At 59.9% G+C, this 20673-nt stretch carries 18 protein-coding genes and 1 tRNA gene; 7 read left to right on the plus strand and 12 right to left on the minus strand.

Translation table 11 applies throughout. From position 1 onward, the window contains the following. Window positions 1-4: 4 nt before the first annotated feature. The 7 genes from tolB to nadA all read left to right on the plus strand — a co-directional run bounded on the left by tolB (window position 5) and on the right by nadA (window position 5658). Window positions 5-1285, plus strand: a complete 1281-nt coding sequence (gene tolB, locus NTD84_RS27620) for a Tol-Pal system beta propeller repeat protein TolB (RefSeq protein ID WP_262172287.1) — start codon at window positions 5-7, stop codon at window positions 1283-1285. A gap of 52 nt (window positions 1286-1337) precedes the next feature. Continuing rightward, window positions 1338-1835, plus strand: a complete 498-nt coding sequence (pal, locus tag NTD84_RS27625) for a peptidoglycan-associated lipoprotein Pal (protein ID WP_003178634.1) — start codon at window positions 1338-1340, stop codon at window positions 1833-1835. 6 nt (window positions 1836-1841) lie between these two features. Then, window positions 1842-2678 carry a tol-pal system protein YbgF gene (gene ybgF, locus NTD84_RS27630; protein WP_262172230.1) on the plus strand — a complete coding sequence of 279 codons (837 nt, stop codon included), beginning with the start codon at window positions 1842-1844 and terminating at the stop codon, window positions 2676-2678. Between the two features lie 166 nt (window positions 2679-2844). Then, window positions 2845-3492: a 7-carboxy-7-deazaguanine synthase QueE gene (gene queE, locus NTD84_RS27635; RefSeq protein WP_262172231.1), complete on the plus strand. Its 648-nt coding sequence runs from the start codon at window positions 2845-2847 to the stop codon at window positions 3490-3492. A gap of 1 nt (window position 3493) precedes the next feature. Beyond that, complete coding sequence (gene queC / locus NTD84_RS27640) at window positions 3494-4186, plus strand: 7-cyano-7-deazaguanine synthase QueC (RefSeq protein ID WP_262172232.1); 693 nt, start codon at window positions 3494-3496, stop codon at window positions 4184-4186. Between the two features lie 63 nt (window positions 4187-4249). Next, window positions 4250-4325: transfer RNA gene (locus tag NTD84_RS27645), tRNA-Lys, on the plus strand. 274 nt (window positions 4326-4599) lie between these two features. Continuing rightward, entirely contained in the window at window positions 4600-5658 is a 1059-nt protein-coding gene (gene nadA, locus NTD84_RS27650; protein WP_262172233.1) for a quinolinate synthase NadA, read from the plus strand. A gap of 77 nt (window positions 5659-5735) precedes the next feature. Here nadA and NTD84_RS27655 read toward each other — a convergent pair whose 3' ends face one another. The 12 genes from NTD84_RS27655 to arcD all read right to left on the minus strand — a co-directional run bounded on the left by NTD84_RS27655 (window position 5736) and on the right by arcD (window position 20335). Next, entirely contained in the window at window positions 5736-6224 is a 489-nt protein-coding gene (locus NTD84_RS27655; protein ID WP_262172234.1) for an RDD family protein, read from the minus strand. Between the two features lie 95 nt (window positions 6225-6319). Next, entirely contained in the window at window positions 6320-6532 is a 213-nt protein-coding gene (locus NTD84_RS27660; RefSeq protein ID WP_007977299.1) for a cold-shock protein, read from the minus strand. 403 nt (window positions 6533-6935) lie between these two features. After that, entirely contained in the window at window positions 6936-8060 is a 1125-nt protein-coding gene (gcvT, locus tag NTD84_RS27665) for a glycine cleavage system aminomethyltransferase GcvT (protein ID WP_262172235.1), read from the minus strand. Between the two features lie 33 nt (window positions 8061-8093). Beyond that, on the minus strand, window positions 8094-9470 hold the full coding sequence (locus tag NTD84_RS27670; protein WP_262172236.1) for an L-serine ammonia-lyase: 1377 nt from the start codon (window positions 9468-9470) through the stop codon (window positions 8094-8096). A gap of 189 nt (window positions 9471-9659) precedes the next feature. Continuing rightward, entirely contained in the window at window positions 9660-12512 is a 2853-nt protein-coding gene (gene gcvP, locus NTD84_RS27675) for an aminomethyl-transferring glycine dehydrogenase (protein WP_262172237.1), read from the minus strand. 11 nt (window positions 12513-12523) lie between these two features. Beyond that, entirely contained in the window at window positions 12524-12907 is a 384-nt protein-coding gene (gene gcvH, locus NTD84_RS27680) for a glycine cleavage system protein GcvH (protein ID WP_262172238.1), read from the minus strand. Between the two features lie 429 nt (window positions 12908-13336). After that, the gene (locus NTD84_RS27685; protein WP_262172239.1) at window positions 13337-14845 is read right to left on the minus strand and encodes a sigma-54-dependent transcriptional regulator; all 1509 of its coding nucleotides are present in this window, start codon (window positions 14843-14845) and stop codon (window positions 13337-13339) included. 197 nt (window positions 14846-15042) lie between these two features. Further along, entirely contained in the window at window positions 15043-15405 is a 363-nt protein-coding gene (locus NTD84_RS27690) for a DUF5064 family protein (RefSeq protein ID WP_262172240.1), read from the minus strand. A gap of 12 nt (window positions 15406-15417) precedes the next feature. Continuing rightward, entirely contained in the window at window positions 15418-16347 is a 930-nt protein-coding gene (arcC, locus tag NTD84_RS27695) for a carbamate kinase (RefSeq protein ID WP_262172241.1), read from the minus strand. Between the two features lie 188 nt (window positions 16348-16535). Then, the gene (locus NTD84_RS27700; protein WP_262172242.1) at window positions 16536-17546 is read right to left on the minus strand and encodes an ornithine carbamoyltransferase; all 1011 of its coding nucleotides are present in this window, start codon (window positions 17544-17546) and stop codon (window positions 16536-16538) included. Window positions 17547-17615: 69 nt separating this feature from the next. Continuing rightward, the gene (arcA, locus tag NTD84_RS27705; RefSeq protein ID WP_262172243.1) at window positions 17616-18872 is read right to left on the minus strand and encodes an arginine deiminase; all 1257 of its coding nucleotides are present in this window, start codon (window positions 18870-18872) and stop codon (window positions 17616-17618) included. A 35-nt stretch (window positions 18873-18907) separates the two neighbouring features. Continuing rightward, window positions 18908-20335 (minus strand): arginine-ornithine antiporter, encoded by a 1428-nt coding sequence (gene arcD, locus NTD84_RS27710; protein ID WP_262172244.1) that lies wholly within the window; start codon window positions 20333-20335, stop codon window positions 18908-18910. Window positions 20336-20673 lie beyond the last annotated feature (338 nt).

Here is a 20673-nt window from a genome sequence, read left to right on the forward strand (position 1 = left end):
AGGAATGCTGGTCGTGATCTGCTGCATGGCAGGGATAGCGGCGGCAGATGAAAAGAACATTCTGGTCACCAGCGGCAGCGATCGGGCCACCCCGATTGCCGTTGTGCCGTTCGGCAACCAGGGCGGTAGCGTGCTGCCGGACGACATGGCCGAAATCATCGGTAACGACCTGCGCAACTCGGGTTACTACTCGCCGATTCCAAAGCAGAACATGATCAGCCAGCCGAGCCAGGCCAGCGAAATCATCTACCGCGACTTCAAGGCGCTGGGCGCCCAGTACGTCATGGTCGGCAGCATTGCTCCAGCGGGCGGTCGCCTGCAGGTTCAATACGCTTTGTTCAACGTCGCCACCGAGCAGCAAGTGCTGACCGGCAGCGTGTCGGGCAGTGTCGATCAGTTGCGCGACATGGCGCATTACATCTCTGACCAGTCGTTCGAAAAACTCACCGGTATCAAAGGTGCGTTCTCGACTCGTCTGCTGTACGTGACGGCAGAGCGTTTCTCCGAGAAGAACACGCGCTACACGCTGCAACGTTCCGACTATGACGGTGCCCGCGCCGTGACCCTGCTGCAATCGCGCGAGCCGATCCTGTCGCCGCGTTTTGCACCGGACGGCAAGCGCATCGCTTATGTGTCGTTCGAGCAGAAGCGTCCGCGTATCTTCATGCAGAACATCGACACCGGTCGCCGTGAGCAAATCACAAACTTCGAAGGCCTGAATGGCGCGCCTGCCTGGTCGCCGGATGGCAATCGCCTGGCGTTCGTATTGTCGAAAGACGGCAACCCGGACATTTATGTGATGAACCTGGGTTCGCGTCAGATCACGCGCGTTACCAACGGTCCCGGCATCAACACCGAACCGTTCTGGGGCAAGGATGGTTCGACCATCTACTTCACTTCGGACCGTGGCGGCAAGCCTCAGATCTACAAAACCAGCGTGGGCGGTGGCGGTGCGGAGCGTGTGACCTTTATCGGTAACTACAACGCCAACCCCAAGCTGTCGGCTGATGAAAAGACCCTGGTAATGATTCACCGCCAGGACGGTTTCACTAATTTCAAGGTGGCGGCCCAGGATTTGCAGCGCGGTAGCGTAAAAATCCTCACTGATAGCACTCTGGACGAGTCGCCTACTGTTGCGCCCAACGGCACCATGGTAATCTACGCCACCCGCCAGCAGGGCCGGGGAGTCTTGATGCTCGTGTCCATTAATGGACGCGTAAGGCTCCCGCTTCCTACCGCACAAGGCGAAGTCAGAGAACCTTCCTGGTCCCCTTACCTGAACTGACGCGGCGCTATACGTTTTACTTAACACACTGGGGTTCATTAGGAGTTTCACGATGGAAATGCTGAAGTTTGGTAAATTTGCTGCGCTGGCTCTGGCCATGGCTGTAGCTGTAGGTTGCTCGTCCAAAGGCGGCGACAATGCCGGTGAAGGCGCTGTTGATCCAAACGCTGGTTACGGCGCAAACACTGGTGCTGTTGATGGCTCCCTGAGCGAAGAAGCTGCTCTGCGCGCAATCACCACCTTCTACTTCGAATACGACAGCTCGGACCTGAAGCCAGAAGCCATGCGCGCTCTGGACGTTCACGCCAAAGACCTGAAAGCAAACGGCGCTCGCGTTGTTCTGGAAGGCAACACCGACGAACGTGGTACTCGTGAGTACAACATGGCACTGGGCGAGCGTCGTGCGAAAGCCGTTCAGCGCTACCTGGTACTGCAAGGTGTTTCCCCAGCTCAGCTGGAACTGGTTTCCTACGGCGAAGAGCGTCCAGTTGCTACCGGCAACGACGAGCAGTCCTGGGCTCAAAACCGTCGCGTCGAACTGCGTAAGTAATTCGCCATGCGAACGTGCCGTCGTGCTGTAACTGTTTTGGCTCTCAGTCTCGCACCGCTTGCGGTGTGGGCTGCGGTTCCTGTGGTCGAGAACAACTCCGGCTATGACAATAGCGGGAGCAGCTATCCGCCTGCAGGTTACGGTACGAACGGCGCCTATGCCGGGGGAGGGGTTTCGGCCCCTGTCTCGGCACAGGGCGAGCTGTTCAACCAACTGCAATCGATGCAGGAGCAGATCTCGCGCCAACAAGGCATCATCGAAGTTCTGCAAAACGACGTAGCGCGCATGAAGCAGGAAAACCTGGAGCGATACCAGGATCTTGATCGGCGCATAGGATCCGGCGTTGCACCAGCCGCGACTTCCGAGAATTCTTCCACCGGTGGCGATCTCAACGCCCCCGGCGCAGCAGCGGGTGCAGGTGCGGCCACCGCCGCTCAAGCCCCGGCCGCGGGTAGCGAACCGGCTGATCCGGCGAAGGAAAAGCTGTATTACGATGCAGCCTTCGACCTGATCAAAGCCAAGGATTTCGATAAGGCCAGCCAGGCTTTTACCGCTTTCCTGCGTAAATACCCGAACAGTCAGTACGCGGGCAACGCTCAGTACTGGCTGGGCGAAGTGAACCTGGCCAAAGGCGATCTGCAAGGTGCAGGTCAGGCATTCGCCAAGGTTTCGCAGCTGTACCCCAAGCACAACAAAGTGCCTGATTCGCTGTACAAGCTGGCTGATGTAGAACGCCGCCTCGGTCATCTCGACAAGGTCAAAGGAATTCTGCAACAGGTTGTGTCCCAATATCCGGGCACGTCCGCCGCTCAGTTGGCCCAACGCGATCTGCAAAAAATGTAAGCCTGTTTGACCCGTTTCGAAGAAACCCGCGCTTGTCGCGGGTTTTTTCGTTAGAATTCACGCCCTTTTTATGAAACACGCTTTTTGGGATCTGCGCGTTGGCGGGGTTCCTTGAAGTGCCTGACGGAGGCGGACAGCCTGTTTAGCTGTTACGCCCGTGGCGACTATGCAAGACACATTGAGAATCACCGAAGTTTTTTACTCGTTGCAGGGTGAAACGCGGACTGCCGGGCTGCCCACTGTTTTTGTGCGCCTGACCGGTTGCCCATTGCGTTGCCAATACTGCGACAGCGCCTACGCGTTCTCTGGCGGCACGGTCCGCACACTCGACGACATTCTCGAACAAGTGGCCGGCTTCCGCCCGCGTTATGTCTGCGTTACCGGCGGTGAGCCGTTGGCGCAGCCTAATGCCATCCCTTTGCTCAAGCAGTTGTGCGACGCCGGTTACGAAGTGTCACTGGAAACCAGTGGTGCGCTCGATATCTCGGCGGTAGATTCCCGGGTCAGTCGCGTGGTCGACCTGAAAACTCCGGGTTCGAAGGAAGCGCAGCGCAATCGCTACGAAAATATCGAATTGCTCACGCCCAACGATCAGGTGAAGTTTGTCATCTGCTCGCGGGAAGACTACGACTGGGCGGTGTCCAAGCTGATTCAATACGGTCTGGACCGGCGCGCCGGCGAAGTGTTGTTCTCGCCAAGTCACCATGACCTGAATGCTCGGGACCTGGCTGACTGGGTGGTGGCGGACAACCTGCCAGTGCGTTTGCAATTGCAGCTGCATAAATATCTTTGGAATGACGAACCGGGGCGCTGATATGACTGATCAACTGAACACTGCCGAAAAACGTGCGGTCATCCTGCTGTCCGGCGGCCTCGACTCGGCGACGGTGGTCGCCATGGCTCGGGCCGAAGGCTATCGCTGCTACACCATGAGCTTCGATTACGGTCAGCGCTCTCACGCCGAGTTGTACGCCGCCGAGCGTGTGGCCCGGGACCTGGGTGTGGTCGAGCACAAGGTGATTGGATTGAACCTGAACGGCATCGGTGGTTCGGCACTGACCGACAGCAGCATCGACGTGCCGGAGGAGGCGGGCGAAGGCATTCCGGTGACCTACGTACCTGCTCGAAACACCGTTTTTCTGTCCCTGGCACTGGGTTGGGCCGAAGTCCTTGGCGCACGTGACATCTTCATCGGGGTGAACGCAGTGGATTACTCCGGCTACCCGGACTGCCGCCCCGAGTTCATCGAGTCCTTCGAGCGCATGGCCAACCTGGCGACCAAGGCCGGCGTAGAGGGTAATGGTTTCCGTATCCAGGCGCCTTTGCAAAACCTGAGCAAGGCGCAAATCGTCCAGGCGGGGGTGAAGCTGGGCGTTGATTACGGTCTGACCGTGTCCTGCTATCAGGCCGACGATAATGGCCGCGCATGCGGTAAATGCGACAGCTGCAGATTGCGCGCGGAAGGCTTCGCGACGGCCGGAATCAGCGATCCAACGCCTTATTTCTGATTTATTTCAAATAAGGTGTTGAATAACCTTTAAAAATCAGTATTATACGCGCCACCACACAGCGGGTCGTTAGCTCAGTTGGTAGAGCAGTTGGCTTTTAACCAATTGGTCGTAGGTTCGAATCCCACACGACCCACCATTTTTGTAGCAGTTTTAAAAGTCTGGAAGGCCCACGCAAGTGAGGATTTCCGGATTTTTTTTTGCCCTCGATTTAAGGTCGCAGTCCGTTCGGGACTGCGCCGCATGACGCAAGTCAGAATCATCTTTTGCATCCACCGGATATTCTGTAGCCTTGCGCAGCTTCACCGCTGTCCGTGCCTGATGAATACTCACTTTCCCGGCGGTACCCTGAAGGGTCCGGAGCCGGGTGTATACTCGACTTTCGCGCGAAAGCGCCTGCAGGTCTTGCGAACATGACGCAGATTTCCGAACGCCTTCTGGTTCAAGCCCACCTCGACGCCAAGCAGCCCAAGCCGCTGACTGCTGAAGAGGAGGCTTACTACCGCGCTGCCATCGCCGCCGAGCTCAAGGCTCAGGACGCGGTGCTGGTTGCCCACTTCTATTGTGATCCGGTCATTCAGGCACTCGCTGAAGAAACCGGTGGCTGTGTCTCCGACTCGCTGGAGATGGCCCGCTTCGGCAATGCGCATCCGGCCAAGACCGTCGTCGTCGCCGGTGTGAAGTTCATGGGCGAAACCGCCAAGATCCTTAACCCTGAAAAGCGCGTGCTGATGCCGACGCTGGAAGCGACCTGCTCGCTGGACCTGGGTTGTCCGGTGGACGAATTCTCGGCGTTCTGCGATCAGCATCCAGAACGTACTGTCGTGGTCTACGCCAACACATCCGCGGCGGTCAAAGCCCGGGCGGATTGGGTTGTGACCTCAAGTTGTGCACTGGAGATCGTCGAAAGCCTGATGGATAACGGCGAAACGATCATCTGGGGCCCGGACAAACATCTGGGCACCTACATCCAGCGCAAGACCGGTGCCGACATGTTGCTGTGGGACGGTGCCTGCATCGTCCACGAAGAATTCAAATCCAAACAACTTGAAGACATGAAGGCGTTGTACCCGGACGCAGCGATTCTGGTGCATCCGGAATCGCCGACGTCGGTGATCGAACTGGCCGATGCCGTGGGTTCCACCAGCCAGCTGATCGCTGCGGCGCAAAGCCTGCCGAACAAGACGCTGATCGTCGCCACCGACCGCGGCATCTTCTACAAGATGCAGCAGCTGTGCCCGGACAAGGTATTCATTGAGGCGCCAACGGCGGGTAACGGTGCTGCATGCCGCAGTTGCGCGCACTGCCCATGGATGGCGATGAACACGCTTGAGCGGACGCTGAAGAGCTTGAAGGAAGGGGCCAACGAGATCTTTGTCGATCCTGCGTTGATTCCTCAGGCGATTCGCCCGCTCAAACGCATGCTCGATTTCACTCAGGCGGCGCGGATGAAGTTGGCCGGTAACGCCTGAAGTCTGTCAGTTAAGCCACACACAACACACTGTGGGAGCGAGCAAACCCGCTCCCACAGTGGTTTTCGTGAGGCTGATTATTTGGTCTTCTTCGGAATGCGGACAAGCTGGGTGCCCGAATACATGTCATGCCAGCTGCGTTTCTGTCTGTCGAACAGCGACCAGATAAACCCAAGGCCGACACACAGCAACGACGCAATCGACACCACGAACCGCAACAGCGCCTGCCATAAGCTGATGGATGAACCATCCGCGTTCTGCACGCGAATGCACCATACCTGCATGCCCAACGTCTGACCGGACCAGGTCCAGAACTTGGCAAAAAAACCAAACAACACAAACAGCAATACCGTCGACAGCAAGGGATCGCCATCCAGCGCACCGGCTTCGGTCAGGGTGCGCATTTTGTCTTCGCCAATGATCGCCATCTGGATCATCTTGTAAACGCCGCTGGTGACGATCAGCAGGGCAGTGCACAGCAGGAAATCATAAAACATCGCTGCCAGGCGACGACCCAGGGTCGCGGCGGGAAAGTCGCCCTGTGGTTTGAGCAGGTGTTTCGACATGGCAGGGCTCTCGGCGAAAAAGAAGCCATTTTACGGATTTACGCGCACAAAAAAGCCCCTGATGTCAGCATCAGGGGCTTTTTCGTAACAGAAGGTTAGGCTTCTGCTTGTACTTCGTCAGCCTGCATGCCTTTCTGGCCCTGCACAGCGATGAAGGTCACTTTCTGGCCTTCTTTCAGGCTTTTGAAGCCATTGCCCTGAATAGCGCGGAAATGCACGAACAGATCCGGACCGCTTTCTGGAGTGATAAAACCAAAACCTTTCTCGTCGTTAAACCACTTGACGGTACCGCTCTGACGTTGGGACATTTCTTATTTCCTTTGACGCAAAAATTAATGACAGCCTCCTTCTCATGAAAGAGTACTGGGGCTGGTTGCAGGAGAGTAAGAAGACGTCGAACGGGATGTAGCTAACTTGTAGGCTACTGCCCAGGTCACGATTCCAAGCGACCCATGCAAACACAGTGAACAAACTCTACGCCAACTACGGGAGAAAAAACAAGCCCTGCGAGAGGCCCGGATTTGCTCGGGTTGAGGCACTAGTCGGTCCACTAGAGCAGTCTTATTCATTCTCGTTGTTCAAATGTTTTCGATCGTTATAAGCAACGTTCATAAACGAAGCTTACAGTCGAAGTGATGCACTATTTTATGGCGGTTGCGTTACACATTAGTGCACTGTTAACGCAACCGCGTTACTTATAGAAACAGTCAATCAGCCACGATAGTAGCGTTGTGGAACAAATGGCATTTTGCTTACAAGCAGAGCCACCTTTTTCCCACGAACGATCGCCCAAACGGGTGTGTCGATGGCGATGTAAGGGCTGTCGAGGTAACCCATGGCCAGCGGAGCGCCCAGGGTCGGACCGAATCCGCCGCTGCACACACTGCCGATGATGTCGCCGGCTTCGTTGACGATCTCCGCTCCCTCACGCACCGGAGTGCGCTCTTGCGGCAGCAGACCAACGCGCTTGCGGCTGACACCGGCTTGCTGCTGGGCGAACACGGTTTCAGCGCCGGGGAAGCCGCCAGCCCGCGCGCCATCGGCGCGGCGGGGCTTGGAAATGGCCCACAGCAGGCTCGCTTCGATCGGGGTGGTTTCGCTGTTCATGTCGTGGCCGTAGAGGCACAGGCCGGCTTCCAGGCGCAGGGAGTCACGGGCGCCAAGGCCGATGGCTTCGACTTCCGGTTCGGCCAGCAGCGCGCGGGCCAGGGCTTCGGCGCTGGCGGCCGGGACAGAGATTTCGAAACCGTCTTCTCCGGTGTAACCCGAGCGGCTGACAAAGCAGTCCACGCCCAGCAGTTTCACGCGGGTGAACTGCATGAAGGTCATTTTCGCCACTTCCGGCGCCAGGCGTGCGAGCACGGTCACGGCGGCCGGGCCTTGCAGCGCGAGCAGGGCGCGTTCCTCGAACAGCGGCTCGATGGTGCACTGATCGCCGATGTGCTGACGCAGGTGCGCCAGGTCCTGGTCCTTGCAGGCAGCATTGACCACCAGAAACAGTTCGTCGTTACCGAGGTTGGCGACCATCAGGTCGTCGAGGATGCCGCCGCTCTCGTTGGTGAACATGGCGTAACGCTGCATGCCCACCGGCAGGTCGATGATGTCCACCGGTACCAGGCTTTCCAGCGCCTTGGCGGCATTGGCGCCGGTCAGGCGGATCTGGCCCATGTGCGAGACATCGAACAGCCCGGCCTGATCACGGGTGTGCTGGTGTTCTTTCATCACACCGAGCGGATATTGCACCGGCATGTCATAGCCGGCGAAGGGCACCATGCGGGCGCCGAGTTCGATGTGCAGTGCGTGCAACGGGGTTTTCAACAGTTGTTCGGTGGACATATCCAGCTCCTGAAAATAGTGCCGATGCGCGCATCAGCACTCGATAATATTGACCGCCAAACCGCCACGGGCGGTTTCCTTGTATTTGCTTTTCATGTCGGCGCCGGTCTGACGCATGGTGCGGATGACCTTGTCGAGGGAGACGAAGTGTTGACCGTCGCCTCGCAGGGCCATGCGCACCGCATTGATGGCTTTCACCGAACCCATGGCATTGCGTTCGATGCACGGCACTTGCACCAGCCCGCCAATCGGGTCGCAAGTCAGTCCGAGGTTGTGTTCCATGCCGATTTCCGCGGCGTTTTCCACTTGCTGCACGGTGCCGCCCAGCACTTCGCACAACGCGCCGGCTGCCATCGAACAGGCGACGCCGACCTCACCCTGACAGCCGACTTCGGCGCCGGAGATCGAGGCGTTTTCCTTGTAGAGAATGCCGATGGCGGCGGCCGTCAGCAGGAAACGCACGACGCCGTCTTCATTGGCGCCGGGGATGAAGCGCATGTAGTAGTGCAAAACCGCCGGGACGATGCCCGCGGCACCGTTGGTGGGCGCGGTGACCACGCGCCCGCCGTTGGCGTTTTCTTCGTTGACCGCCAGGGCGTACAGGTTGACCCAGTCCAGTACCGACAGCGGATCGCGCAGCGCTGATTCCGGGTTTTTGCACAGTTGTCGATGCAGCGCCGCCGCCCGTCGTTTGACCTTCAGCCCGCCGGGCAGGATGCCTTCGTTGCGGCAACCGGCATCGACGCAGTCCTGCATCACTTGCCAGATGTTCAGCAGGCCGGCGCGGGTCTCTGCTTCCGGGCGCCAGGCACTTTCATTGGTCAGCATCACCTGGCTGATCGACAGCCCGTAGGTCGTGCAATGACCGAGCAGGTCCTTGGCGCTCTTGAACGGGAAGGTCAGGGGCGTGGCGTCTTCGACGATGCGGTCGGCGCCGGCGGCGTCTTCATCGACGACGAAACCGCCGCCGACCGAGTAATACTCGCGGCTGCGGACTTGCAGGCCCGCCGCGTCGAATGCGCGGAAGATCATGCCGTTGGGGTGATAGGCCAGCGGTTTGCGGATCATCGCCAGGTGTTCTTTCTCGTTGAACGCGATGCTGTGTTCGCCGAGCAGGTTCAGGCGACCGCTGCCGCGAATGTCTTGCAGGCGGGCGGCGACGGTTTCGGTGTTGACGGTGTCCGGGTGTTCGCCTTCCAGGCCCAGCAACACGGCTTTGTCACTGCCGTGCCCTTTGCCGGTGGCGCCGAGCGAGCCGTAAAGCTCGACTTTGACGCAGGTTGTGACGGCCAGCAGGCTTTCACGGCGCAAGCCTTCGACGAACCGCGCGGCGGCGCGCATCGGGCCGACGGTGTGGGAGCTGGAAGGGCCGATGCCAATCTTGAACAGGTCGAACACGCTTAACGACATGGTTGTTCTCCGGTTTCTTGTTATGGGAATGGCGGAAGCTTGACGTGTTACATGAACCCTTGTGGGAGCGGGCTTGCTCGCGAATGCGGTGGGTCAGACAACGTTAAGGGTGGCTGATCTATCGCATTCGCGAGCAAGCCCGCTCCCACAGGGGATGCGGTGTTCTCGAAAGAACACCGCCCTCATCCGTCAAGCGTAGCTTTCTATCGACGGGCAGGCGCACACCAGGTTGCGATCGCCGAAGACGTTGTCGACGCGACCGACCGGTGGCCAGTACTTGCCTTCGATCAGCGACGCGACCGGATACACCGCTTGCTCGCGGCTGTACGGGTGGGTCCACTCGCCCACGATTTCCGCCGCGGTGTGCGGAGCGTTTTTCAGTGGGTTGTCGTCCTTGTCCAGCGTGCCGTTTTCCACCGCGCGGATTTCCTCGCGGATGCGGATCATGGCGTCGCAGAAGCGGTCCAGTTCTTCCTTGGATTCGCTTTCGGTCGGCTCGATCATCAGCGTGCCGGCCACCGGGAACGACATGGTCGGGGCGTGGAAGCCGAAGTCGATCAGGCGCTTGGCGACGTCATCGACGCTGATGCCGCTGCTGTCTTTCAGCGGACGCAGGTCGAGGATGCATTCGTGCGCCACCAGACCGTTGCTGCCGGTGTAGAGAACAGGATAGTGCTCTTCCAGGCGACGGGAGATGTAGTTGGCATTGAGGATCGCCAGTTGCGATGCGCGTTTGAGGCCAGCGCCACCCATCATCCGAATGTACATCCAGGTGATCGGCAGAATGCTCGCGCTGCCGAACGGTGCCGCGCAGACTGCGCCTTCCTTGCGTGCCATCTGGGCGTGGCCCGGCAGGAATGGAGTCAGGTGCGATTTCACGCCGATCGGGCCGACGCCCGGGCCGCCACCGCCGTGGGGAATGCAGAACGTCTTGTGCAGGTTCAGGTGCGAGACGTCGCCACCGAACTTGCCCGGTGCGCAGAGGCCGACCATCGCGTTCATGTTGGCGCCGTCGATGTACACTTGGCCGCCGTGGTCATGAATGATGCCGCAGATTTCGCGGATGCCTTCTTCGAACACGCCGTGGGTCGACGGGTAGGTGATCATCAGCGCCGCAAGGTGTTCGCGGTGTTCGATGGCTTTGGCGCGCAGGTCTTCGATGTCGACGTTGCCGCGGGCGTCGCAGGCGGTCACGACCACACGCATGCCGGCCATGTTGGCGGTGGCCGGGTTGGTGCCGTGGGCGGACGATGGGATCAGGCAGATGTCGCGACGGTCTTCGCCACGGCTCTGGTGATAGGCGCGAATCGCCAGCAGGCCGGCGTACTCACCTTGCGAACCGGCGTTCGGTTGCAGCGAGATCGCGTCGTATCCGGTCGCGGCGCACAGCATCGCTTCCAGTTCGTCGGTCAGTTGCTGGTAACCGGCGCTTTGCTCGGCCGGGGCGAACGGGTGCAGGGCGCCGAATTCGGCCCAGGTCACCGGGATCATTTCGCTGGCGGCGTTGAGTTTCATGGTGCAGGAACCCAGCGGGATCATGGTGCGATCCAGGGCCAGGTCCTTGTCGGCGAGCTTGCGCAGGTAGCGCATCAGCTCGGTTTCCGAGTGATAACGGTTGAACACCGGGTGGCTGAGGATCGGCGATTGACGTACCAAAGCGGCCGGAAGGGCGCTTTGAACGGAAGCAGCGAGGGCGGCGAAGTCCGGCAGCGCTTTACCGTCGGCGAGCAAGGCCCACAGGGTTTCGACGTCGGCTTGCGAAGTGGTTTCGTCGAGGGACAGGCCCAGGCGTTCACCATCGACCACGCGCAGGTTGATCTGCCGGGCCCGTGCCTGGTCGTGCAGCTTGGCGGTGTGGGCGCCGGTATTCAGGGTCAGCGTATCGAAGAAGCTGGCTTGCTCAACGGTCAGTCCCAGTGCGCTCAAGCCTTTGGCGAGAATCGCGGTCAGGTGATGAATGCGGTTGGCGATCTGCGTCAGGCCTTTCGGACCGTGGTAGACCGCGTACATGCTGGCGATGTTGGCCAGCAGCACTTGGGCGGTGCAGATGTTCGACGTGGCTTTCTCGCGGCGGATGTGTTGTTCGCGGGTCTGCATGGCCAGGCGCAGGGCCGGCTTGCCGAAACGGTCCACCGACACGCCGACCAGACGGCCCGGCATGTCGCGCTTGAACGCATCTTTAGTGGAGAAGTACGCCGCGTGCGGGCCGCCGAAGCCCAGCGGTACGCCGAAGCGTTGTGCGCTGCCAATGGCCACGTCGGCGCCGAACTCGCCCGGCGGGGTCAGCACGGTCAGGGCCAGCAGGTCAGCGGCGACGGCGACCAGTGCGTTGGCTGCGTGGAAGCGTTCGGTCAGCTCGCGGTAATTGAAGACGTCGCCGTTGCTCGCCGGGTATTGCAGCAGGGCGCCGAAGAATGGCGTCACGTCGGTCAGTTCGAGCTCGTCGCCGACGACCACCTCGATGCCCAACGGCTCGGCACGGGTGCGCAGCACGTCGAGGGTTTGCGGGTGGCAATGCACGGAGGCGAAGAAGGCGTGACTGCCTTTGTTCTTGCTCAGGCGTTTGCAAAAGGTCATCGCTTCGGCAGCGGCGGTGGCTTCGTCCAGCAAGGATGCGTTGGCAATCGGCAGGCCGGTGAGGTCACTGATCAGGGTCTGGAAGTTCAGCAGCGCTTCGAGGCGACCCTGGGAAATTTCTGGCTGGTACGGGGTGTACGCGGTGTACCAGGCCGGATTTTCCAGCAGGTTGCGCAGGATCGGCGACGGCGTGTGAGTGCCGTAGTAACCCTGGCCGATATAAGTCTTGAACAGTTGGTTCTTGGCGGCGATGCCTTTGATCAACGCCAGGGCATCGGCTTCGCTGAGACCGTCGTCCATGCCGAGGACGCTGGTGCCTTTGATGCTTTCCGGAATGACGCTGGCGCTCAAGGCTTCCAGGGAGTCGAAACCGAGGCTGTTGAGCATGGCTTGTTCATCGCCGGAACGCGGGCCGATGTGGCGGGCGATGAATTCATTGGCGGTGGTCAGGTTCACTTGAGTCATGTCTGCGCTCCTCAGGCTTCGGCGTTGGCTTTGATCAGACGGTCGTAGGCGTCCTGATCCAGCAATTTGGCGACGGCCGAAGCGTCGGTTGGCTGGAAGCGGAAGAACCAGCCTTCGCCCAGCGGATCTTCGTTGACCAGTTCAGGGCTGCTGTCCAGCGCCGGGTTCACTTCCAGCACTTCGCCGTCGAGTGGCATGTACACGCCGCTGGCCGCTTTGACCGATTCCACGGTGGCGGCTTCTGCGCCTTTGTCGTAGGACTGCAGCTCAGGCAGTTGTACGAAAACCACGTCGCCCAGGGCGTTCTGGGCGAAAGCCGTAATGCCGACCGTGACGCTGCCGTCAGCTTCGGCGCGCAGCCATTCGTGATCTTCAGTAAAACGCAACTCGCTCATGGAAACTCCTAAGGGGCCAGACTCGTCTGGTGGACGCGATTGAATGCAGGGGGCAAAGCCCTGCTTTATGGAGGCGTTAGTTAGCAAGATCGCGGCCAATGTTGTTTTATCGTTATAAAACAATGAGTTGGCTGGAAATGCAGGACTCGGGTTTTTGCTGGCTGTAGCGAAAACGGTACAGGCGAAAGCCCGGAAAAAAGCGTAGTGGGATCAAAGCCTTGCACGACGGTGATCGGCGAGGGGTGTAGCGAAATCGTTCCGCTGTAGCGCTTTCAGTACAGGTGGAGGTCGTTTTTAAACGGGGTTCAACCCGAAACCCAACCCTGTGGGAGCGGGCTTGCCCGCGAATGCGGTGGGTCAGAAACCATTGATGTGACTGATCCACCGCATTCGCGAGCAAGCCCGCTCCCACGGTTTTGACCGAGTCACTCAAGGCTGTTTGGGAATGCCGTACTTGCGCAACCGATGGGCGATCGCCGTGTGGGAGGTTTGCAGGCGGTTGGCCAATTGCCGGGTCGAGGGGTAGCTGGCGTAGAGTTTTTCCAGCAGGTCTTTTTCGAACGCTTCCATGGCCTGTTCCAGGCTGTCGACGTCGTTGTCGCTCTGGCGCGCCACGGAGGTGCCGGCAATGTCGAGGTCGCCGATGTCTACCAGGCTGCTCTCGCAAATGGCGGCCGCGCGGAAGATCACGTTCTGCAATTGCCGCACGTTGCCCGGCCAGCGGTTGCCGAGTAGCGCCGGGTAGGTGCCGGGCGCCAGGCGACACACCGGTCGCTGAATCTGCGCGCAGGCCTGCTGCATGAAATAGCGGGCCAGCAGCAGAATATCCTGGCCACGTTCGCGCAATGGCGGGACTTCGACATTCAGGACGTTGAGGCGATAGAACAGGTCTTCGCGGAAAGTGCCTTCGCTGACCATTTTTTCCAGATCGCGGTGCGTGGCGCTGAGAATGCGCACGTTGACCTTCACCTCGCGATCACCTCCGACCCGGCGGAAGCTGCCGTCATTGAGGAAGCGCAGCAATTTCGCCTGCAAGTACGGCGACATCTCGCCGATCTCATCGAGAAATACCGTGCCCTGGTTCGCCAGCTCCATCAAACCTGGCTTGCCGCCCCGTTGCGCACCGGTGAAGGCGCCGGGGGCGTAGCCGAACAGCTCGCTTTCGGCGAGGTTCTCCGGTAATGCCGCACAGTTCAATGCGAGGAACGGTGAACTGTGGCGCGCGCTGATGGCGTGGCAGGCGCGGGCCACCAGTTCTTTGCCAGTGCCGGTTTCGCCCTGGATCAGCAAGGGTGCATCCAGCGCCGCCACCCGTTGCGCACGGGCCTTGAGGGTGCGAATCGCCGGGGATTCGCCGAGCAGCGCATCAAATCCTTCGGCATGGTCGTGGTGCAGCGCCGAGAGGCGTTCGCCGATGCGGTTCGGCTGATACAGCGTCAGCAAGGCGCCGGCGTCGGTGATCGGCGTGGCGTCCAGCAACAGGGTCTGGCCGTTGACGGTGATCTCGCGCAGGGGCAACCGGAAACCGTGGTCCAGCAGGGTATCGAGCAGCGCCGGATCGGCAAACAGCTCTGCCACGCTTTCACCGGCCGGCTCGCGACCGTACAACGCGATCAATGCCGGGTTGGCCAGCAGCACCTTGCCGGCGCTGTCCAGGGCCAGGACCGGGTCGGTCATGGCGGCCAGCAAGGCATCGAGCTGCAGGTGCCGACGTTGCCCGGGCAGGATGTCGACCACGGTCATCGCCTGCACGCCACGCACGCTGAGCAGCGCGTCGCGCAGTTCTTCGAGCACGTCCGCGCTCAAGGTCGGGGCGTCAATGTAGACGTTGGGCGGCACCATCTCTACCGCATCCAGATTGAGATTGCGCCCACCGAGCAGGGCCAGGACTTCCTGGGTGATGCCGACGCGGTCGATGAAGCTGACGTGGATACGCATGGGGCGGTATTGGGTTCTGGCGTGCGGAGGGTGGCAAGTATGCCTTGGGGCGGGCCAATGGTGAAATCCTGCGCAGGACTTCAGTGCGACGTTGAACCCTGTGGGAGCGGCTTGCTCGCGAATGCGGCGTGTCAGTTGATTCATAGGAAACTGACCCTCCGTATTCGCGAGCAAGCCCGCTCCCACAAGGTGTCTGGTTATTCGAGGTGCTCGGGTTTCACCGGGTCGCCGGATTTCATGTCCAGTTGCACCCGCACATCTTCAAACATCGCATCGTAATGCTTGTGCACCGAACCGAGGCTGCTATGGGTTTTGGGAATCCCGTACTGCTCGGCGATTTTCGTCACGTTGCTGGCGAAGTTGTAGGCCTGGTCCTTGGGCAGATAGAACGACTCGCTCATGTCCTTGCCCTGAATATTGCCGTGCACGGTGAACGACATCCCTTTGCCTTCCTTGGGGTCATCGGTCACTTCATAGTCGATGCACAGGTCGTAGCTGACATCGTCATCGTTCAGCGCATGGCGCTCGATGTGCAGTTTTCCCGGCTCGAACGTTGCCATTGACGTCTCTCCCTATAAATAAGTTATGCCTGGTTTCGCCGTGCTGATGCGGGTGCCGGCGTTGCCCTGGACGATCGCTTCGATGTCCGAGAGTGAACCGATCACCGCTGTTTTTCCAGTATGGCGCGCGAACTCGCACGCGGCTTGCACCTTCGGGCCCATGGAGCCGGCGGCGAAGCCGAGTTTTTCCATGTCGTCCGGATGAGCCTGGGCGATGGCCTTCTGGGTCGGTTTGCCGAAATCGATGAAGGCGGCGTTGACGTCGGTGGCGATCACCAGCAGATCGCTGTCCAGTTGTTCAGCCAGCAGCGCCGAGCACAGGTCCTTGTCGATCACTGCTTCCACGCCTTGCAGCTTGCCGTGGGCGCCGTACATCGTCGGGATGCCGCCTCCGCCGGCGCAAATCACGATGCTGCCTTTTTCCAGCAGCCATTTGATCGGACGGATTTCGAAGATGCGCTTCGGCCTCGGACTGGCTACCACGCGCCTGAACTTCTCGCCATCCGGAGCAATCGCCCAACCTTTTTCGGCGGCGAGTTTTTCCGCTTCGGCCTGGGTGTACACCGGGCCGATGGGCTTGGTGGGGTTCTGGAAGGCCGGGTCGTTGGCGTCGACTTCCACCTGGGTCAGGAGCGTGGCGAAGGGCACTTCGAAGTCCAGCAGGTTGCCCAGTTCCTGTTCGATGATGTAGCCGATCATGCCTTCGGTTTCGGCGCCGAGTACGTCCAGCGGGTAAGGCGAAACGGAGGTGTAGGCCGCGGCTTGCAGCGACAGCAGGCCGACCTGCGGGCCATTGCCGTGGGCGATGACCAGTTCATTGCCGGCGTGGATCCTGGCGATTTGTTCGGTGGCGACCCGGATGTTGGCGCGCTGGTTGTCCGCGGTCATGGGTTCACCCCGGCGGAGCAGGGCGTTACCGCCCAGAGCGACGACGATACGCATAGAGTGCATTCCTTTCAGAAAAGGTGAGGGCAACGCGGTCTCGCTGCGCAAACCCGAACCCGCGTGGGAGCGAGCCTGCTCGCGAAAGCGGTGTATCAGCCGACATCAATGGTGGATGTCGGTCCGTCTTCGCGAGCAGGCTCGCTCCCACAGTGGCCGGTGTTCTGGCAGGAAGAGCGGGGCTGCGTTTAGATATCCGCCAACGCCGACACCAGGATCGCCTTAATGGTGTGCATGCGGTTTTCCGCTTGCTCGAAGGCGATGTTGGCCGGGGATTCGAAGACCTCTTCGGTCACCTCGACGCCATTGGCCAAGTGCGGATAGCGCGTGGCAATGTCCTTGCCGACCTTGGTTTCGCTGTTATGAAACGCAGGCAGGCAATGCATGAATTTCACGCGCGGGTTACCCGACGCTTTCATCATCGCCGTGTTGACCTGGTACGGCAGCAGTTGCTCGATGCGTTCGTCCCACGCTTCCACCGGCTCGCCCATCGACACCCAGATGTCGGTGTGGATGAAGTCCACGCCCTTGACCGCTTCTTTCGGGTCTTCGGTGATGGTGATGCGCGCGCCGCTGTCCTCGGCGAAGGCTTGGCATTGGGCGATGAAATCAGCGTGCGGCCACAGCGCTTTCGGCGCGGCGATGCGCACGTCCATGCCCAGTTTGGCGCCGATCATCAGCAGCGAGTTACCCATGTTGTAACGGGCGTCGCCGAGGTAGGCGTAGCTGATGTCATGCAGCGGTTTGTCGCTGTGTTCGCGCATGGTCAGGGTGTCGGCGATCATTTGCGTCGGGTGGAATTCGGCGGTCAGGCCGTTGAACACCGGCACGCCGGCGAACTTGGCCAGCTCTTCGACGATTTCCTGTTCAAAGCCACGGTACTCGATGGCATCGAACATCCGCCCGAGCACGCGGGCCGTGTCTTTCATGCTTTCCTTGTGGCCGATCTGCGACGACACCGGGTCGATGTAGGTGACGTGTGCGCCCTGGTCATGGGCCGCGACTTCGAAGGCGCAGCGGGTGCGGGTCGAGGTTTTTTCGAAGATCAGCGCGATGTTCTTGCCTTGCAAGTGTGGACGCTCGGTGCCGGTGTACTTGGCGCGTTTGAGGTCGCGGGACAGGTCCAGGAGGTAATGCAACTCGCGCGTCGTGTGGTGCATCAGCGAGAGCAGGCTGCGGTTGCGCATATTAAAAGCCATGATGGATCTCCTTGGGTTTCAGTTATCCGCCGGCTTCACGCTGGGTAAGCGCGAGGCCGGCCTCAAGCATCAATAGTCGATAGGGTCGCGAATGATCGGGCAGGTCATGCAGTGGCCGCCGCCACGGCCGCGTCCGAGTTCGCCGGCACTGATTGTGATCACTTCCACGCCGGCCTTGCGCAGCAGGGTGTTGGTGTAGGTGTTGCGGTCATAACCGATCACCACGCCAGGCTCCAGGGCGACCACGTTGTTGCCGTCGTCCCATTGCTCGCGTTCGGCGGCGAAGCTGTTGCCGCCGGTTTCCACCACACGCAGGGCTTTCAGCTTGAGGGCCTGGGCCACGGTGTCGAGGAAACTGGTTTCTTCGCGACGGATGTCGATGCCACCCGGTTTGCTGTCGTCTGGACGCAGGGTGAAGGCGACGATCTGGTTCACCACTTCGGGGAAGATCGTTACCAGGTCGCGGTCGCAGAAGCTGAACACGGTGTCCAGGTGCATCGCTGCACGGGATCTCGGCAGGCCGGCGACGATGATGCGTTCCACGGCGTTGTGTTTGAACAGGTTCACCGCCAGTTGGCCGATGGCCTGACGCGACGAGCGTTCGCCCATGCCAATCAGCACCACGCCATTGCCAATGGGCATCACGTCGCCGCCCTCGAGGGTGGCGCTGCCGTGTTCCTGATCGGGGTCGCCGTACCAGATTTCAAAGTCGGCGTCGGTGAACTGCGGGTGGAATTTGTAGATGGCGCTGGCCAGCAAGGTTTCCTGACGGCGCGCTGGCCAGTACATCGGGTTCAGCGTCACGCCACCGTAGATCCAGCAGGTGGTGTCGCGGGTGAACTGAGTGTTGGGCAGCGGCGGCAGAATGAAGCTGGAATGCCCGAGGAAGTCGCGGAACATCTGGATGGTCTGGCCGCCGAAACTGTCCGGCAGGTCATCGGCGGACACGCCGCCGATCAGGAACTCGGCGATCTTGCGCGGCTCGAGACTGCGCAGCCAGGAACCGACTTCATTGATCAGGCCCAGGCCCACTGAATTGGCGGTGACCTTGCGCTCAAGAATCCAGTCCAGCGCTTCAGGCATCGCCACGATGTCGGTCAGCAGGTTGTGCATTTCCAGCACGTCGATGTTGCGTTCGCGCATCTTCGTGACGAAGTCGAAATGGTCCCGCTTGGCCTGGGCGACCCACAACACATCATCGAACAGCAGCTCGTCACAATTGTTCGGGGTGAGCCGCTGGTGAGCCAGGCCGGGGGAACAAACCAAGACTTTGCGCAGTTTGCCGGCTTCGGAATGCACGCCGTACTTCACTTTTTCCGTGGTCATTACAGTGATCCTCCAGATGACAAAACAATCGGGTGCTACAGCGTCAGGAAGCCGTCATACAGCCCGTAAGCCGCCACCAGGGCGCCGACGACGACCGCGGCGAAAATCAGCTTCTCGACGTTGGTGAAAACCGCTTTGTTGACTTCAAGTTTGGCCTTGGCGAACAGAATTGCACCGGGCGCGTACAGAAGGGCCGAGAGCAGCAGGTATTTGACCCCGCCGGCATAGATCAGCCAGATCGCGTAGACCAAGGCGACAGCGCCAATGAATATGTCTTTGCGGCGTTCGGCCATGGCGTTTTCATAACTCTCGCCGCGCACCGCCAACAGCACTGCGTACGCCGCCGACCACAGGTAAGGCACCAGAATCATCGACGTGGCGAGGTAGATCAGCGACAGATAAGTGCTGGCCGAAAACAGCGTGATGACCAGGAATATCTGCACCATCGCATTGGTCAGCCACAAGGCGTTGACTGGCACGTGGTTGGCGTTTTCCTTACGCAGGAATGCCGGCATGGTGTGGTCCTTGGCGGCGGCGAACATGATCTCCGCGCACAGCAGCACCCACGACAACAGGGCGCCCAGCAAGGAAATGATCAGGCCGACACTGATCAGCGCCGCGCCCCATGGGCCGACGACATGCTCCAGCACGGCCGCCATCGACGGGTTCTGCAGTTTCGCCAGCTCCGGCTGGGTCATGATGCCCAGCGACAGCACGTTCACCAGCACCAGAAACAGCAGCACGGTAATGAAGCCAATCACCGTGGCTTTACCGACGTCGCTGCGTTTTTCCGCACGGGCCGAGAAGATGCTCGCGCCTTCGATGCCGATGAACACCCACACGGTGACCAGCATCATGTTGCGCACCTGATTCATCACGCTGCCCAGGTCCGGGTTTTTTATGCCCCAGATGTCGGCGGTGAAGATGTCCAGTTTGAAGGCGAACACGGCGATCAGGACAAACAGCAGCAATGGCACGACTTTGGCGACAGTGGTCACCAGGTTGATGAACGCCGCTTCCTTGATCCCCCGCAGCACGAGGAAGTGCACGGCCCACAGCAGCACCGACGCACCAATCACCGCGGCCGCGGTATTGCCCTCGCCGAAAATCGGAAAGAAATAACCGAGGGTGCTGAACAGCAGAACGAAGTAACCGACATTGCCCAGCCACGCGCTGATCCAGTAACCCCAGGCGGACGAGAAACCCATGTAGTCGCCGAACCCGGCCTTGGCATAGGCGTAGACGCCACCGTCCAGATCCGGTTTGCGATTGGCCAGGGTCTGGAACACGAACGCCAGGGTCAGCATGCCGACCGCGGTAATCGCCCAACCGATCAACACCGCACCGACGTCAGCACTGGCCGCCATGTTCTGCGGCAAAGAGAAGATCCCGCCACCAATCATCGAGCCGACAACTAGCGCCACGAGAGCGCCGAGTTTCAGTTTTCCGGGGGATTCAGACATTGCATGACTCCAGTGCAGGAGAAGAGAGGCAACAGATTAATTCTGTTATTCATTCAATCAGCTGACATGGATCAGTACATGGGCACATTGCAGGGTTAATGAAAGACTTATGAACTTTCCGTGTTTACCGTGGTATGGCTGGAAATGCCCGTTGCAGAGCCTTTATTCAACTTTTCAGAAATAACGCATCACTTCGCAGGGGTTTTAAGCTAGTTCTTTTCAGGGGGTTTGCCACTGTCCGCGATAAATAACCGGCCTGATTGGGCGTTATTCAATAAATGCTATTAATCTTGTGCTCTTTAGTTGTGTGAATTTGTTTTTGCCTAGGTGCGTTGCAA

It is taken from the genome of Pseudomonas sp. 14P_8.1_Bac3 (assembly GCF_025466085.1).
GTDB lineage: Bacteria > Pseudomonadota > Gammaproteobacteria > Pseudomonadales > Pseudomonadaceae > Aquipseudomonas.

Bases quoted from the DNA above. Each gene is read 5' to 3' on its own strand.
- NTD84_RS27690 (WP_262172240.1), bottom strand. From the start codon at position 15,405: ATGGCAACGTTCGAGCCGGGAAAACTGCACATCGAGCGCCATGCGCTG.
- gcvT (WP_262172235.1), bottom strand. From the start codon at position 8,060: ATGTCCACCGAACAACTGTTGAAAACCCCGTTGCACGCACTGCACATC.
- nadA (WP_262172233.1), top strand. From the start codon at position 4,600: ATGACGCAGATTTCCGAACGCCTTCTGGTTCAAGCCCACCTCGACGCC.
- NTD84_RS27670 (WP_262172236.1), bottom strand. From the start codon at position 9,470: ATGTCGTTAAGCGTGTTCGACCTGTTCAAGATTGGCATCGGCCCTTCC.
- arcA (WP_262172243.1), bottom strand. From the start codon at position 18,872: ATGACCACGGAAAAAGTGAAGTACGGCGTGCATTCCGAAGCCGGCAAA.
- gcvH (WP_262172238.1), bottom strand. From the start codon at position 12,907: ATGAGCGAGTTGCGTTTTACTGAAGATCACGAATGGCTGCGCGCCGAA.
- NTD84_RS27655 (WP_262172234.1), bottom strand. From the start codon at position 6,224: ATGTCGAAACACCTGCTCAAACCACAGGGCGACTTTCCCGCCGCGACC.
- arcD (WP_262172244.1), bottom strand. From the start codon at position 20,335: ATGTCTGAATCCCCCGGAAAACTGAAACTCGGCGCTCTCGTGGCGCTA.
- ybgF (WP_262172230.1), top strand. From the start codon at position 1,842: ATGCGAACGTGCCGTCGTGCTGTAACTGTTTTGGCTCTCAGTCTCGCA.
- pal (WP_003178634.1), top strand. From the start codon at position 1,338: ATGGAAATGCTGAAGTTTGGTAAATTTGCTGCGCTGGCTCTGGCCATG.
- NTD84_RS27700 (WP_262172242.1), bottom strand. From the start codon at position 17,546: ATGGCTTTTAATATGCGCAACCGCAGCCTGCTCTCGCTGATGCACCAC.
- tolB (WP_262172287.1), top strand. From the start codon at position 5: ATGCTGGTCGTGATCTGCTGCATGGCAGGGATAGCGGCGGCAGATGAA.
- gcvP (WP_262172237.1), bottom strand. From the start codon at position 12,512: ATGACTCAAGTGAACCTGACCACCGCCAATGAATTCATCGCCCGCCAC.
- queC (WP_262172232.1), top strand. From the start codon at position 3,494: ATGACTGATCAACTGAACACTGCCGAAAAACGTGCGGTCATCCTGCTG.
- NTD84_RS27660 (WP_007977299.1), bottom strand. From the start codon at position 6,532: ATGTCCCAACGTCAGAGCGGTACCGTCAAGTGGTTTAACGACGAGAAA.
- queE (WP_262172231.1), top strand. From the start codon at position 2,845: ATGCAAGACACATTGAGAATCACCGAAGTTTTTTACTCGTTGCAGGGT.
- arcC (WP_262172241.1), bottom strand. From the start codon at position 16,347: ATGCGTATCGTCGTCGCTCTGGGCGGTAACGCCCTGCTCCGCCGGGGT.
- NTD84_RS27685 (WP_262172239.1), bottom strand. From the start codon at position 14,845: ATGCGTATCCACGTCAGCTTCATCGACCGCGTCGGCATCACCCAGGAA.